General features: G+C 47.3%; 13 protein-coding genes. 9 read left to right on the top strand and 4 right to left on the bottom strand.

The genetic code is table 11. The annotated features are described in order from the left end of the window. Positions 1-31 precede the first annotated feature (31 nt). The 3 genes from BUR42_RS18875 to BUR42_RS18865 all read left to right on the top strand — a co-directional run bounded on the left by BUR42_RS18875 (position 32) and on the right by BUR42_RS18865 (position 3,879). Positions 32-1,108 (top strand): ThiF family adenylyltransferase, encoded by a 1,077-nt coding sequence (locus tag BUR42_RS18875; protein WP_074240981.1) that lies wholly within the window; start codon positions 32-34, stop codon positions 1,106-1,108. Between the two features lie 108 nt (positions 1,109-1,216). Next, positions 1,217-2,662 carry a DUF1800 domain-containing protein gene (locus BUR42_RS18870; RefSeq protein WP_074240980.1) on the top strand — a complete coding sequence of 482 codons (1,446 nt, stop codon included), beginning with the start codon at positions 1,217-1,219 and terminating at the stop codon, positions 2,660-2,662. Between the two features lie 17 nt (positions 2,663-2,679). Beyond that, a complete protein-coding gene (locus BUR42_RS18865; RefSeq protein ID WP_074240979.1) occupies positions 2,680-3,879 on the top strand; it encodes a DUF1501 domain-containing protein in 1,200 nt (399 codons plus the stop codon). Between the two features lie 82 nt (positions 3,880-3,961). Here BUR42_RS18865 and bla read toward each other — a convergent pair whose 3' ends face one another. Then, positions 3,962-4,870 carry a class A beta-lactamase, subclass A2 gene (gene bla / locus BUR42_RS18860; protein WP_074240978.1) on the bottom strand — a complete coding sequence of 303 codons (909 nt, stop codon included), beginning with the start codon at positions 4,868-4,870 and terminating at the stop codon, positions 3,962-3,964. 119 nt (positions 4,871-4,989) lie between these two features. Here bla and BUR42_RS18855 point away from each other — a divergent pair, with 119 nt between their 5' ends. Then, entirely contained in the window at positions 4,990-5,910 is a 921-nt protein-coding gene (locus BUR42_RS18855; protein ID WP_074240977.1) for a S1C family serine protease, read from the top strand. A 46-nt stretch (positions 5,911-5,956) separates the two neighbouring features. Here the strand turns inward: BUR42_RS18855 and BUR42_RS18850 are convergent, their stop codons facing one another. The 3 genes from BUR42_RS18850 to BUR42_RS18840 form a co-directional block, all read right to left on the bottom strand. Beyond that, on the bottom strand, positions 5,957-6,469 hold the full coding sequence (locus BUR42_RS18850; RefSeq protein WP_074240976.1) for a hypothetical protein: 513 nt from the start codon (positions 6,467-6,469) through the stop codon (positions 5,957-5,959). Positions 6,470-6,481: 12 nt separating this feature from the next. Continuing rightward, positions 6,482-8,554 (bottom strand): OPT family oligopeptide transporter, encoded by a 2,073-nt coding sequence (locus BUR42_RS18845; protein ID WP_074240975.1) that lies wholly within the window; start codon positions 8,552-8,554, stop codon positions 6,482-6,484. An 88-nt stretch (positions 8,555-8,642) separates the two neighbouring features. Next, positions 8,643-10,187, bottom strand: coding sequence for a peptide MFS transporter (locus tag BUR42_RS18840; RefSeq protein ID WP_074240974.1), 1,545 nt, complete (start codon positions 10,185-10,187; stop codon positions 8,643-8,645). A 209-nt stretch (positions 10,188-10,396) separates the two neighbouring features. Between BUR42_RS18840 and purD the strand changes: the two genes are divergently transcribed. From purD to mrdA, 5 genes are all read left to right on the top strand, one after another. Next, the gene (gene purD / locus BUR42_RS18835; RefSeq protein ID WP_074240973.1) at positions 10,397-11,677 is read left to right on the top strand and encodes a phosphoribosylamine--glycine ligase; all 1,281 of its coding nucleotides are present in this window, start codon (positions 10,397-10,399) and stop codon (positions 11,675-11,677) included. Positions 11,678-11,783: 106 nt separating this feature from the next. After that, positions 11,784-12,806, top strand: coding sequence for a rod shape-determining protein (locus tag BUR42_RS18830; RefSeq protein ID WP_074240972.1), 1,023 nt, complete (start codon positions 11,784-11,786; stop codon positions 12,804-12,806). Positions 12,807-12,875: 69 nt separating this feature from the next. Continuing rightward, positions 12,876-13,781, top strand: a complete 906-nt coding sequence (gene mreC / locus BUR42_RS18825; RefSeq protein WP_074240971.1) for a rod shape-determining protein MreC — start codon at positions 12,876-12,878, stop codon at positions 13,779-13,781. After that, the gene (locus tag BUR42_RS18820; RefSeq protein WP_074240970.1) at positions 13,778-14,287 is read left to right on the top strand and encodes a hypothetical protein; all 510 of its coding nucleotides are present in this window, start codon (positions 13,778-13,780) and stop codon (positions 14,285-14,287) included. The genes mreC and BUR42_RS18820 overlap by 4 nt, the downstream gene beginning before the upstream one ends. A gap of 29 nt (positions 14,288-14,316) precedes the next feature. After that, positions 14,317-16,278, top strand: coding sequence for a penicillin-binding protein 2 (mrdA, locus tag BUR42_RS18815; protein ID WP_074240969.1), 1,962 nt, complete (start codon positions 14,317-14,319; stop codon positions 16,276-16,278). Position 16,279 lies beyond the last annotated feature (1 nt).

Genomic DNA, 16,279 nt, shown 5'->3' with positions numbered 1-16,279 from the left:
AATGCCGAAATTAGAGTAGAGAATACATCATATGAACCGATACGACCGACAAATTCGCCTTAATGGTTTTGGGCCTGATAAACAGGATTTACTCCGGGAAGCTGCTGTTTTGGTAGTGGGAGCAGGAGGGCTGGGAGTGCCGGTGCTGCAATATCTTACGGCAATGGGGGTAGGAAAATTAGGGATCATTGAACAGGATGCCATCTCACTCACCAACCTTCATCGCCAGGTCTTATACCGTACCGAGGATGATGGAAAGCCGAAACTGCAAACCGCCATTAACCGGTTGAAAGAGCTTAATCCTGAGGTGAATTTAGTCCCCCACAATACTTTTCTTACGACCGCTAACGCACTGGACATAGTAGCGCAGTACGACCTGGTGGTAGACTGTTCCGATAATTTCGGTACACGCTACCTCGTGAATGATGCCTGCGTGATCTTAGGCCGCCCATTTGTTTCCGGGGCTATTTTCGAATTCGAAGGGCAGGTGAGCGTATTCAATTACCAGGGCAGTGCCACTTACCGCTGTCTTTTCCCTGAACCAGGTATTGCCCCCGATTGTAATGCAGTGGGGGTATTAGGTATATTACCCGGAATAGTAGGTTGCTACCAGGCTAATGAAGCTGTAAAAGTGATCTGCCATATCGGGGAGCCGCTGGCCAATCAGTTGTTAACGATCAATATCCTGGATAATACCCATCAGATCTTTACTTTTCAGAATATCCCCGCCAACCACAAGATCAGCGAATTACAGGAAAGTTATGGCGATAGTGTTTGCGATCCGCAGCATATGCAGCACCTTTCTGTGGAAGAGTTACAACAATGGCTGGAGCAGGGCATTGATTTTCAACTGGTAGACGTACGCGAAAAAGAAGAATGGGAGATCTGCCATATAGATGGGGCGCTCCATATCCCTATGCGCAGGATCGAAGCTTCCATTGCCGGCCTGGCCAAAAAGAAACCCGTTGCCGTGATCTGCCACCATGGAATGCGCAGCAAAGCTGTGGCACAGCAGTTAGTGCAATCTGGTTTTAACGAGGTATTTAATGTAACCGGCGGTATCCATGCCTGGGCGCTGGAGATCGACAGGAACATGAACGTTTATTAAATTTCCCACCCCTCTGGAACGAATTTTGTACTTTTTAGTGTAATCGGGACGCCCCGGTTAAACTTTGCATGCATTAGTACGTCTCACTATCTATAAATTCTTTTGCATATGGCTGTTTCAGAACAAACACAATTGCAGCACCTTGCCTGGAGAGCCGGATTTGGCGAAAGCCTCCCCGTGATCAATTCCTGGGCAAAGAAAAAAAGGAAGGAAGTAGTACGAAAACTGATCCTTGGCCCTGAAGCTGCTGCACTCGATCCCGTAAAAGTGATTGATGAAACAGACCTGCCGGATTACCAGCGCCAGCGTAATATGGGTGCTGAAGAACGCAGGGCAGTACAGCGTATGAATACGGACGGCATCAAAGACCTGAATGTGATGTGGACGCATTCTATGATCAATAACCCACACCCGCTAAGGGAAAAAATGGCGCTCTTCTGGCACGGCCATTTTGCCTGCCGTACCCAGAATGTGTTGTACAATCAACAATTGCTGCAGGTGATCCGCCAGCATGGACTGTCCAATTTCGGGGACCTGCTGCGGGAAGTATCTAAAACACCTGCTATGCTGGCCTTCCTCAATAACCAGCAGAACCGTAAACAAAAACCGAATGAAAATTTCGCCCGTGAAGTGATGGAATTATTCACCATGGGCCGTGGCAATTATACGGAAACAGATGTGAAAGAAGCGGCCAGGGCTTTTACGGGCTGGGGGTATGATGAAGTAGGGCAGTTTAAGTTCAGGAAGAATTTCCATGATGAAGGAGATAAAACCCTGCTGGGCAAAACCGGTAAGTTTGATGGGGATGATGTAATTGCCATTCTGCTGGAACAAAAGCAAACTGCAAAATACATCACCACCAAGATCTACCGCTACTTCGTAAACGAAGAAGTGAACGAAGCGCATGTAAATAAACTCGCCGATAAATTCTATCATTCTAATTACGACCTGCGTGCTTTAATGCAGGAGATCTTTTTAGCGGACTGGTTCTACGAAGAAAAGAACATTGGCAGTAAGATCAAATCTCCCGTTGAATTACTGGTAGGATTGCGTAAATCCATTCCCATGCAATTTGAACAGGAAGAGGCCATGCTGGTGTTTCAACGTGTGATGGGCCAGGTATTATTCTATCCTCCCAACGTAGCCGGCTGGCCTGGAGGACGCAGCTGGATAGACAGTTCAAGCCTGATGTTCCGCATGCGGGTGCCACAGATCATTTTGTATTCGCAGGAATTTAATATCCGTCCTAAAGAGATCACACCGGAAATGGGAGAGGGCTCCAACTATAAAATGACGATGCAGGTGAATGAGTTCCTCAAGAAGCAATATGCGCGCAGGGTGAATGCGAAAGTAGACTGGGACCCTTACCTGAAGGAATTTGCAGATACGCCGAGAGAGCAGCTCGCAGATCAGATCGCGCAGTCCCTGTTGCTGAAAAACACTTCGATCAATAAACAATTACTGGAAAAATATTCGGATAGTTCCACCCGTGAGAATTACATCAAAACAGTTACGATTGATGTAATGAGCACACCGGAATACCAATTGTGTTAAACGAAATCCATAGTACTATGCAAGTTAACAGACGCAGGTTCTTACAAGTAGGCTCACTCGCTTCAGCCAGCCTGATGCTGCCTAAATTCCTGAAGGCTATGGAGCAGGGCAACCTTGTCCCTCCCGGCAACAAAGTATTGGTAGTTGTGCAGCTGTCCGGCGGCAACGATGGGCTCAATACCGTGATCCCATACCGCAACGATGTTTACTATAAAATGCGGCCTACCCTTGGCATCAAAAGAGAGCAGGCTCTGGCGCTCAACGATGAACTGGGTATCCATCCCGCACTGAAAAGTTTTAAAGCCCTGTATGATGATGGTGCATTGGGCATCCTCAATAGCGTAGGCTATCCTAATCCGGACCGCTCACATTTCCGTTCTATGGATATCTGGCAAAGTGCCAGTGATTCCAAAGATTACTGGGGCACCGGCTGGCTGGGCCGTTACCTGGATGCGCAATGTAAAGGATGTGATAAACCCACGCAGGCACTGGAAATAGATGATACACTCAGCATGGCTTTAAAAGGAGATGCTGTAAAAGGGCTGGCACTCACTGATCCGCAACGTTTGTTCGGCGCCAGTAACGACCGTTATTTCAAAGAGCTGCTGGATAAGCAGAAGCATGATGATGAACATCAGAATGTGGGCTATCTTTACAAAACAATGGCAGAAACTATTTCTTCTGCAGCATACATCCAGCAACAGTTCAAAACATATAAAAGCAAAGAATCTTACCCCACCACTGAGTTAGGCCGCAATATGAAAACCATTGCGGAGCTGATCATGACGGATATCAATACCAGTGTTTACTATGTTTCACATGGTAGTTTTGATACGCACGTAGGGCAGCAGCAACAGCAGCAAAGATTGTTTGAGCAGCTGAGCGATGCATTGCAGGTGTTCACTACTGATCTGAAAAAGAATGATCGTTTTAAGGATGTACTGGTGATGACCTTCTCTGAATTCGGCCGCCGTGTAGGGCAGAATGCGAGTGGTGGAACAGATCATGGAACAGCGAACAATATGTTCCTGATTGGTGGTGGATTGCAGCAGAAAGGAGTGCTGAATGAGGGGCCGGACCTGGGTAATCTGCAGGATGGGGACCTGCAGTATAAAGTGGATTTTAAGAACGTGTATGCTACGCTGCTGAAGAAGTGGCTGGGAGCAGATGATCAGGCTATCCTCAAGAAACAATACGAACATTTATCATTCATATAATTTGTTGAAAAACCTTGAATAATGCTTATGAAAAAAGAAGCCGCCCCATCATTGGGGCGGCTTCTTGATGTATAGTGTTACGCTACTTCTTAGCTACTGCATCATCATACGCTGCCTTTGCAATCTTTGCGATCACCCCTTCCCGCGCAGCATCATCTGCTTTGCTCATTAATACAAACACTGCAATCGCCAGCTTTTGCCCATTCGGCAGGAAGATGATCCCTACATCATTTGTTGCAGCATGCACACCATCTTTGGTACCTGAAGTTCCTGTTTTATGTGCCACTACCACATCCTTTGGCAGCAGGCCTTTGAGCCTGTTCGGCCCTGTAGAGGTTTCCTTCATGATCTTCCATAAGAAGGCATTGGTGGTTGCAGACAAAGCAGTGCCTTTGTTCAGGATCTCCAGCAGTTCAATCATAGCAGTAGGGGTACTCCAGTTAGTGAACTGTACATCCCAGGAAGAAGCCATTTTAGCTTCACTGGCCTTAATGGCAATATCCTTCACGCCAAGGCTGTGAATATATTCATCGATGGCTCCCTCTCCTCCGGCCAGATCTATCAGCACATCGCAGGCAATGTTATCGCTTAGTGAAACCATCAGGCTTAGCAGTTTGGATAAAGGAACGTCTGCATTGCCGGCAGGGAATGAATCCCGCAGCGGGCTCCAGGTATCAGGTACCATCCATTTTTTATCGATATAGATCTTTTGTTCCAGTTGAAGTTTGCCCTGATCTACCTGGTGCAGGATAGTCATGGCAATGTGGAATTTGAAAACACTGTGCATCACGTAATGGGTGGAATCATTAAACGTGACCGTATCCCGGGTATCGAGGTTGCGGATGGATACGCCAACTTGTCCATCTATGGTAGCAGCTATTCCGGCGATCTGCTGGCGGAGTTTGGAATCATCTGCGGTAGAACGGGTTACAGACGTTTGGCATGCGGCCAGTATCAATAGGGCTGCAGCAGATAATACAGTGAATTTCATGGATGTAGTATTTGAAAAGGGAAGTTAAACGATAACATTCATTCGTTTTGCTGTCATTTTGGCAAGTTTTTCATGTGGCTTGTTTTATGCGATAACAGGGGAATAAAGAAGGAGGTTATATGGATGCATATTCTGAGATCATCCATCACGCAGTGGAAGCTGCAAGCAGGTCAGTTGTTAAGATAGAACGGCTGGATGCGCAAAGGAAAGTGACCGGAACCGGTTCGGGGTTCTTCTTTTCTTCTGATGGTTATTTATTTACAAACTCTCATGTGGTGCACAACGGCAGCTTCTTTAATGTAATGCTGCACGACGGCACAATTTATCCCGCTACACTGGCGGGAGAAGATCCGGATACAGACATTGCCATCCTTAAATCTACCGCTTACGATTTTCAGGCAGCGCAGCTTGGCGATACCAACGAATTGCAGATCGGTCAGCTGGTGATTGCCATTGGTAACCCCATGGGCTTTCAACATACTGTTACTGCAGGCGTGGTAAGTGCCCTGGGCCGTTCCTTATTAAGTGAAACCGGCAGATTGATGGATGACCTTGTGCAAACGGATGCGGCTTTGAATCCCGGAAACTCCGGCGGGCCGCTGATCAATTATAAAGGAGAAGTGATAGGTGTGAACACAGCTATGATCCGCGGGGCACAGGGATTGTGTTTTGCGATCAGTATTAACACAGCCCGGGTGATAGCGGCAGAACTGATGAAGTCCGGCAAAGTGAGAAGGGCTTACCTGGGTATGATGTTGCAGCAGATCAACCTGGTTCCGAAACTGCGCAGTGGATTGGAGCTGAGGAACAAGAGCGCACTTTTTGTAGCAGGGGTAGAGGCTGGAAGTCCGGCAGGGAAAGCAGGGATCATAGATGGGGACATCATCGTGTCTTTCAATGATCTTCCGGTAGAAACATCCGATGCACTATTCCGTCAGCTGGACAGGGAGAAGATCGGGCAATTCCAGTACATCCGCGTGATCCGGCAGAACCGTTTACTGGAACTGAGGGTAACTCCCACAGAGAAAAAAGCGGCTTAAAAGCAGAGCGGTCATCCCTGACGAACCATGGATGACCGCTCTTTTTTTATGGGTAATTCCTGTAGATCACTCTAAAGTATCCATCCGAGATCGTTTTCAGCGATCCATCGTCCATACTCACCAGGGTGCCATTGAACTCACCTACCACTACAGAATCCTTCATACTGTGGATGGTGATAGAGAGGTCGCCAAAGTTATAATCTGCGCCTACCAGCTCCAGCGAGGGATTCATTTCCATGATCATTTCCGTGCCGAACTCAGCATTCGTATAAATGCCGGGTGTTAGTTGCGGAAGCGGAGACGTGATCCGGAGATTGATAACATCCCTGTTATAGCTGTAACCCGTGATCAGCATCTCTGAATGATCGTTGGTAGGGTCAGCGTCTGTAAGATCGCCGGGAGAATAGAACGCCCGGTGGATCTGTTCGGAGAGCATTACCTTATTATCCATCTTGAAAGAGATGAATTTACGCTTTGGCGTAACATCCGTGTCGTCTTTACAAGCTGCCAGCAGTAAAGCAAATGCAGCTACGGCTAACAGGGTTAATTTCTTTGGCATAGGAAAGATATTTTAAATATTGTCTATTGGCGCCTGTTTTTGCCTGCCTATCCGGTACAGCACATAACCCATGACAGCGAAAAAGAGTACACCCAGTACCTGGTAACCACCATCGCCTAGCACATTGGAAAGGCCATGTTCCGCACTGATGGATTGCAGCGAAGCCGCTACGTTTTCATTTACAGATAACACGGCAACAAGTACCCCGGCAACTGCACCTCCTGCTACAAGCCCTGTGGCAAAGAGATTGCCCTTGCCCAGTTCCTCTTCTTCAGCAGTTTGTTTAATACCAGAGCGTTTCTGTTTCCATTCTACCAATCCACGGATGGCACCTCCTACAAAGATAGGCAAAGTAGTGGCGAGTGGAAGATATACCCCTACGGCAAAAGACAAAGATTTTATGCCGCAGAGTTCCAGTGTAATGGCAATGAACACGCCTACCAGCACAAACTGCCAATCCAGGTTGTTACCCTGGATACCTTTAATAAGGGTGGCCATCAAAGTAGCCTGTGGAGCCGCCAGTTTTTCTGTTCCGATGGCGTGGTGGATGCCATTTTGCACCATTTCCGTGGTGGGGGTATCCAATATATGCACCGTCCAGCCAATCACCAGGGAAGAAACGATCGCGCCGATAAATAACGCAATTTGCTGGTTCTTTGGTGTGGCGCCAACGATATATCCTGATTTTAAGTCCTGTGAAGTAGCCCCTGCATTGGCTGCGGCGATACAGATCATACCTCCTACCACCAGGGCCATGGGTTCATACACTTTCCCGGTCCATCCTACTGCCATGAAGATCAGGCAGGTACCCATAATGGTGGCAATGGTCATCCCGGAAATAGGGTTATTACTGCTGCCGATCAAACCTACGATGCGGCTGCTCACGGTTACGAAGAAAGCGCCAAAGATCACTACCAGCAGGCCTATCAGGAGTTTGTTCCAGATAGATTCTCCAGGGATCTGTGGTAATAATGCCATCAGCACGATCAGGGCAAGACTGCCGAAGATCACGAACTTGAAAGAGATATCCCTTTCCGTTCTTGGTACTTCTGCACCACCTTCCTGTTTTTCTTTCAGGGAGCCGATACTGTCTTTGAAAGAAGATATAATGGTAGGGATGGTTTTGATGAGGGTAATGATACCACCTGCAGCCACAGCGCCGGCACCGATCTGTTTCACATATGCCTGGTAAATGGCTCCGGAGTAATTACCGAAAGTACGGGTAAGAGGGTCCCAGTTCCCACTCCCGCCTGGAGTGTCCAAACTGGCCAGGAGCCCTAGTTTCACCAATTGTGAAGCAATCACTTCACCGGGTACTACAGATGCCAGTAAAGGAATGAGGCAGAGCCAGGAAAGTACGCCACCTGCTACCAATACCCCCGCGATCCTCGGCCCGATGATATAACCCACCCCCAGGTATTCCGGTGTAATATCTCCACTCAGCCTGGCGGAAGGGAATACTTTATTAGCTTGTTTGGTCAGGAAAGTGGGGGTTTCCACGATCACGTGCAATACCCTTTGCAGGATGGCATATACCAATGCAAAGCCAAGGCCCATGAAGGCCGTTTTGGCAAACTCCCCGCCTTTTTCACCTGCTTTCAATACAGAACCGCAGGCTGTTCCTTCAGGATAGGGAAGGGTATCATGCTCTTTCACAATGAGGGAACGCCGGAGCGGTATCATCATGAGGGTGCCCAGGATACCTCCGAAAATGGCCAGTATCAGGATGGTCAGGTAATCGAAATAGGACTCCCCGCCGCTTACGCCCATTTCATTGGCGGAAAGGAAGAGGAATCCCGGTAAAGTGAATACCACGCCTGCGGCAATGGATTCACCCGCAGAACCTGTTGTTTGAATAATGTTGTTTTCGAGAATGGTGGTTTTGAAGAACTTGCGGCCCAGCGTGATAGCGATCACGGCAATAGGGATAGACGCGGAAACAGTCAAACCTGCTTTGAGGGCCAGGTATACAGTTGCGGCGCCAAATATCACACCGGCAAGGCATCCCAGGAGGATGGACTTGAGGGTCAATTCTTTCATCTTCACTTCAGGCGCAACGAAGGGTTTAAATTTGTTGTCTGACATAAGAACGGTTGATAATTATTAAATATAGTAATAATAAATCAAAAGGGACACAAGTTTGCTTGTGTCCCTTCAATATACAGGTTAAGAATTATTTTGATTCGTTCATCCATCTGCCTAAGAAACGGGTCAGGAAGAAGAGGATGAGAGAGGCTACACCCGCCATCACAACGAATAACATGAAGAAATCATAGAGAGAAGTGATGGTGTAACCGAGGAAACGGGTGGTTTCACCCGGAGGCGGGTACAGGGCACTGAGTTTACCAGCCAGTACGTTAGCTGCGGCATTGGCCATAAACCACACGCCCATCAGCAGCGATGCAAAACGTACGGGGGCCAGTTTATTTACCAGGGAAAGGCCAATAGGAGAAAGGCATAACTCGCCCCAGGTATGCAAAGCATACATGCTGGTGAGCCACATCATATTTACTTTTGTCTGCTGCGGATCTTTCACACCAATTGCTATCACCAGGAAACCTATAGCCAGTAAAAGTAAGCCGATGGCCATTTTGGTAGGAGAGTTGGGTTCCATTTTACGCTTGCCCAGGAAAAGCCAGATCGCTGCAAACAATGGTGCAAAGATCACCACAAAAGCAGAGTTCAGGGACTGGAACCAGGATGGCGGTACTGTAAAGTTCAGTAGTGGGATATACCGGTCGGTTTGCTCATTGGCGAAGAAGGACAGGGAAGCGCCGGCCTGCTCAAATGCGCTCCAGAAGAAGATTACAAAGAAGGATACGATCAGGATCACCCCCACCTGTTTCCTTTCAATGGTACTCAGTCCTTTGTCTGAAAATATAACTACCAGTATGATGACCAGGCCCACTATCAGGAGGATGGAGATATCCACGATCTGATCAGCATGCAGATAAAGTAGACCTATTGCAGCGGCGGCTATGGCCAATATAAAGATCACAGAATTGAGGGAGAACGTTTTTTTAAGGAAATGGTTTTTACCATCCATGTGTTCCGGGATAACCCCTACCGGTCTGCCATCGTGCGATACAAGGTATTTTTCCTGTAATAATTTCATGGTGATCACACTGAGCAACATGCCTATGCCAGCTGCCAGGAAAGCCCATTTGAAATGAGCCGGATTGCCTGTGTTTCCTACAAGGCCGCAAATAAAGGGCCCCAGCATGCCTCCCACATTTATACCCATGTAGAAGATAGTATAGGCTGCATCCTTTCTGGTATCAGTGTTGGAATACAGTTGTCCAACCAGGGAAGAGATATTGGGTTTGAAAAAACCATTTCCGGCAATCATCAGCCCCAGTCCTACGTAAAACAGCAGCCTGGCTAGTTCCGGGGATTCCCGCAGTTCTGTGTAATAGCTGGCAAAGCCAAATAAGAAGAATTCCGCCAGCGCCATGAAAAGGCCTCCGATAATAATAGACTGCCTGTTTCCCCAATATCTGTCGGCTATATATCCCCCAACTAAGGGAGTAAGATATACAAGCCCGGTATAGCCACCATATAAGTTAGAGGCAAAGGGTTTTGAATACAGTAAGGCATCCGTCATAAAAAAGATCAGGATGGCCCTCATTCCATAGTAGTTAAAACGCTCCCACATTTCAGTGGCAAATAACACGTAAAGCCCTTTCGGGTGCCCCTTTGGAGTAGCTGGTGAATTCATAAATGGTCAGTTAAATTTTGCTGTTTTTCTGTGACGATAAGTTGACGATAAGCAGTATCAATATAAATTTTGCGCTGAAAGATAAAGAAAATCAGACATCTGCATGAAAAAAGTGGCTTTTTTGACCGTACTTTGCAAAAATTTTCCGCTGGTTAAACAACGGGTATAACAACTGGGATTCCCCTCATAACATTACGTTTCAATCCATTATGAATATTTTACTGTTAGGAAGTGGTGGCCGGGAGCACGCGCTGGCCTGGAAGATAGCACAAAGCATTGCATGTACACACTTGTACATTGCCCCTGGAAATGCAGGAACAGCTGCGTATGGCACCAATGTGAACATAGGCGTAAGTGATTTTGAGAAGATAAAAGATTTCTGCCTGAACAATAAGATAGATATGCTGGTACCCGGTTCCGAGGAACCGCTGGTAAAGGGCGTTTATGATTTCTTCAAGGCAGATGCAGCATTACAGCATATCCCGGTGATCGGCCCTTCTGAAGAAGGTGCGCAAATGGAGGGCAGTAAAGCTTTTGCGAAGTTATTTATGCAAAGGCATAATATCCCTACCGCTGCTTACCGGGAATTCAGTGAGGAGAATTTTGAAGAGGGCGTAGCTTATATCCGCCAGCATGCCGTACCTGTTGTATTGAAGGCTGATGGCCTGGCAGCAGGTAAAGGCGTAGTGATCACCTCTTCTCATGATGAAGCTGTACAGGAGTTTGAAGAAATGATCCGCTCTGCCAAATTTGGAGAGGCCGGTAAAAAAGTAGTGATAGAGCAGTTCCTGACGGGTATAGAACTTTCCGTGTTCGTACTTACAGATGGTAAGAACTATAAGGTCCTGCCTACTGCAAAGGATTACAAGCGGATAGGAGAAGGAGATACCGGTTTGAATACCGGCGGCATGGGAGCTGTTTCACCTGTTCCGTTTGCACAGGGGGCTTTTATGAAAATGGTGGAAGACCGTATCATACGCCCTACAGTAGAAGGTTTGGCTAAAGAGAACATTATTTACCAGGGCTTTATATTCTTTGGTTTGATCAATGTGGAAGGAGAACCCTTTGTAATCGAATACAATTGCAGGATGGGCGATCCGGAAACAGAGGTAGTGATCCCGCGCCTGCAGAACGATCTGCTGGAACTGTTCACAGCCGTACAACAACAGGCCCTGGACCAGGTGACGGTATATGAAGATCCTCGTGCAGCAGCTACTGTTATGCTGGTAAGCAAAGGATACCCTGAATCCTATGAAAAAGGAAAGGTGATCACAGAGATACCAGCCCCGGCAAAAGACCAGCTGGTGTTCCATGCAGGTACTAAAGCAGATGGGGATCAGGTACTTACAAACGGTGGCCGTGTGATAGCTATTACATCTTTGGCAAGCGATTTGCAGTTAGCGTTGGCTCATTCGAGGCAAACTGCAGAGCGCATTCAATTCGATGGTAAGTATTACAGGAGAGATATTGGATATGAATTTGTTAGTTAACATCTTCGTGTTGTATTCTGTATAGATAAGAAAATCCAATAATTGCATCGTATATTCGTTAGAATTATTCATTTTTGCATTCAAATATTTTTGACCGTATCAAACAATGGGCTTCTTTAACTTTTTAACTCAGGAGATTGCAATCGACCTTGGAACTGCCAATACACTGATCATTCACAATGACTCAGTTGTAGTAGACGAGCCTTCCATTGTTGCTATAGAAAGAGCCAGTGGCAAGATCGTTGCTGTAGGCAAAAAAGCGATGATGATGCACGAGAAAACGCATGAATACCTGCGTACGATCCGTCCATTGAAAGATGGTGTGATCGCAGACTTCAATGCGGCCGAGGGCATGATCCGTGAGCTTATCAAAATGATATACCCTAAAAAGCCGTTGTTTGCGCCAAGCTGGCGGATGGTGATCTGTATCCCTTCCAGCATCACAGAGGTGGAAAAACGTGCAGTGCGCGACTCTGCTGAGCAGGCAGGTGCAAAAGAAGTATATCTGATCCACGAACCAATGGCCGCTGCCCTTGGTATAGGTATAGACGTAGAAGAACCCGTAGGTAACATGATCATTGATATCGGAGGTGGTACCACCGGTATCTCTGTAATTGCCCTGGCTGGTATCGTGTGCGACCAGAGTATCCGTATAGCAGGTGATGAATTCACTGCAGATATCATGGAAGCCCTCCGCCGCTATCATAGTTTACTGATCGGTGAAAGGACCGCCGAGCAGATCAAGATCGGCATTGGTTCTGCCCTCAAAGAACTGGATAACCCACCGGATGATATCCCCGTGAATGGCCGTGACCTTGTAACCGGTATCCCCAAGCAGATCATGGTATCTTACCAGGAGATCGCTGAAGCGCTGGACAAATCAATCTTTAAAATAGAAGAAGCTATCCTGAAAGCGCTGGAAACAACGCCGCCGGAGCTGGCATCAGATATCTACCGCCGTGGTTTATACCTCACCGGTGGTGGTGCATTATTACGTGGCCTGGATAAACGTTTGAGCCAAAAGATCAAACTGCCGGTGCATGTTGCAGACGATCCGCTGCGCGCCGTAGTAAGAGGTACAGGTATTGCCCTGAAACATATTGGCAAGTATCCATTCCTGATGCAATAAACTTAGTACAGTCCCGGCAGATCTAATCTGCCGGGATTGAAAAATCCGGAATCCTAAGACTCGAATCAAGTGCGAAATCTGATCATTTTCTTAAGGCGGTATTTCAACTTCTTTCTGTTTCTGCTGCTGGAAGTGATTTGCTTTATATTCGTATTCAGGAATAACAACTTCCAGCGTACTGTATACCTCAACTCCGCCAGTAGCATCAGCGGCAAGCTGTACACTAAATACAATGGTGTACAATACTACTTCCATCTTCAATCTACCAACGATAGCCTTGTAAAGGAAAACGTCCGTTTGCACAACGAGCTGGCCTCCAGCTTTGATACCCGCGATACAGGAACCTTCGTTAAGTTCGATACATTAAGGAAATACAGTAATGATACGGCCCGCAAACTGCTGAGCACCGAAATGCGTAAGTTCCTTTACCGGGAAGCCAAGGTGATCAACAACTCCGTGAACCGCGAGATCAATACCATCACTATCCGCCGTGGCAGTAAAGACGGTATACGTCCGAACATGGGGGTAATTGGGCCTGACGGAGCTGTGGGAGTGGTAAGGAGTGTGAGCGAAAACTACGCCGTAGTGATCTCGCTGTTATATAAATCATCCGGGGCCGCCAATAACTCCAACTTCGGCTTCAGTGCCAAGCTGAAAAGCTCCGGGGAAATTGGAACGGTTTACTGGGATGGCGCCAGTGGTGGTTATGGTTATATGAAAGATGTGCCCCGCAGTGCCAAACTGCATAAGGGCGATACCATCATTACCAGCGGATTCTCCGCCGTATTCCCTGAAAATATAGCAGTAGGCTATATCGATACCTTCCGGCTGTCAGACAAGTCCAGCACCGCCTACAGCATCCGGATGAAATTTGCTACCAACTTTTACAACCTGCAATATGTGTATGTGATCGAAAACCTGCTGCGCGATGAGCAAACCCGGTTGGAAGATTCTACACGCAACCTGCTAAAATGAGCGTACTGTTAAGAAATATTATCCGTTTTATACTACTGATACTGTTCCAGGTAGTGGTGTTAGATCATATCCTGATCGAGCAGCATGTAAATCCTTACCTGTACATGCTCTTCATTTTGTTATTGCCCTTTAACCTTCCCCGGCCGGCCTTACAGCTCCTGGGTTTTTTACTGGGTATTACCCTCGATATGTTTTCAGATACCTTTGGCCTGCATGCCGCGGCCTGTGTGTTCATCGCGTATCTGCGCCCTTTTATTCTCAACATCCTGTCCCCGCAGGGCGGTTTTGAAGTAACCCAGCGGACCCCTTCTGTAACAAGTATGGGAGCTTCGCAATATGCTATCTATGTTTCCGTTCTAGTACTGCTACACAACATCGTATATTTCTGCCTGTCCGTTTTCAGCTTTGCCGATCCCTTATACCTGTTGCTGAAGATCCTGTTGTCAACAGTGGTCAGCCTGTTTTTGGTATTGATATACGAGCTGTTGTTCTTTAGCAGGAAATAAGCGTATAATTATTTAATTTAGTTACCTGCATGTCTGTTTATAATCAGCCCAGAAAAAGAGTTATTCAGTTGATCATCCTTGGCATGGTGTCGCTCATCGTGGTAAGGTTGTTCTTTTTGCAGGTAGTGGAAACTAAATACTCCAAACTTGCGGATGCCAATGCGGTATTGAAGAAGGTGATCTATCCCAGCCGGGGGATCATTTACGACCGCAAAGGGAGAAGTATCCTGCGTAACGAGGCCTTGTACGACCTGATGGTAACCCCTGCCAGTGTTAAAAAGATAGATACCGCTTATTTATGTGAGATATTGAAGATAGACATGGAAGAATTCCGTAAACGAATTGCCAATGCTATCAAAAGAGAAGGGCGTGTACGCCAGTCTGTATTTGCCAGTTTGCTGCCGCCGGAAACTTACGGTAAGCTGCAGGAAAGCATGTACCTCTTTCAACCCGGATTTGAATTATTACTCCGACCCGTACGTTCTTACCCTTATGGCGCAGGCGCCAACTTCCTCGGTTATATCGGAGAAATCAATCCCGACCAGCTCAAGAAAGAAGCTTACAGCGCTTATCAGCAGGGCGATTACCTGGGTCTTACAGGATTGGAAAACACTTATGAGAGTACACTCATGGGGCAACGTGGTATCCAGTACCTCGTAAAAGATAACCTGAACAGGCCACAGGGACCATTGGAGAATGGAGAGTTTGATACCGTGGCCATCGCGGGTAAAAACCTGCGCCTGGCTCTGGATATTGAATTGCAGATCCTGGGCGAGCAGATGATGAAAGGAAAAGTAGGCAGCATTGTAGCGATAGATCCTGCAACAGGAGGTATCCTGGCCATGGTTAGCGGTCCTACCTTTGACCCGAACTTATTATCCGGCTCCTATAAAGCCCTCAACCTTGGAAGGCTCTTGGTGGATACTACCTCCCCGATGCTGAACAGGGCTATCCAGGCTTCCTATGCTCCGGGCTCCACATTCAAACCTGTAACGGGATTGATCGCTTTGGACGAAGGTGTGATCACACCTTCTTTCGGATATCCCTGCCATGGCGGATATGTGCAATGTGGCAGGTTCATCGCCTGTACCCACAAAAATCCGGGTCACGCAGCAAACCTCCGGGTGGCTATGGCCAATTCCTGTAACTCTTATTTCATGCACCTCTATCGCTTGTCTGTAGATAACAACAAATGGGGCGGTACTACAAAAGGACAGGTGAAATGGACGGAATACCTCGGCAACATGGGCTTTGGCCACAGGCTGGGAATTGATATCCCGAACGAAAAACCAGGCATTATACCAGACACGGCAAGGATGAACAGGCGTTATACCGGCCGCTGGAATTCCTGCTCTGAAGTATATGTGGGAATGGGGCAGGGGCTGTTGGACCTTACGCCGCTGCAACTGGCGAATGCTATGTGCATCATTGCCAACAGGGGATCTTATTACGTACCACATTTCGTGGAAAGTATAGATAACGATAAGTCTGACCTGCTCAAAAAATATAAAGAGAAACGCGATGTGGCCACACATATCAGCGCCGATGCTTTCTCCCAGGTAATTTTGGGTATGGAAGATGTGGTAACGAGTGGTACGGCAAGAGGTGCGCAGATAGAAGGGGTTGCCGTATGCGGAAAAACAGGTACGGCAGAAAACTACGCCAGGGTGAACGGGGTGATGACCAAACAGCCCAACCACTCACTTTTTGTAGGTTTTGCGCCGAAGGACAATCCTAAGATCGCTATTGCCGTGATCGTTGAGAATGCAGGTTTTGGGGCTACCTATGCAGTACCTATTGCCAGTATATTGATGGAGAAGTACCTGACGGATACCATTTCTGTAAAACGCAGACCTATCCTGCAAAGGATGATGGAAACCGTTACCATGTCTGCCCCGATGCGCGCGAAATCAAAAGTGGATTCCCTCAACAGTGTAAGTTATACTGCTACTGCCGGGGAAGAGTTACTGAAAAAGATCCTATCAAATTAAC

It is taken from the genome of Chitinophaga niabensis (assembly GCF_900129465.1).
Lineage (GTDB): Bacteria > Bacteroidota > Bacteroidia > Chitinophagales > Chitinophagaceae > Chitinophaga > Chitinophaga niabensis.
Note: the sequence above shows the minus strand (reverse complement) of the source record. Positions and strands in the feature narration are given on the sequence as shown.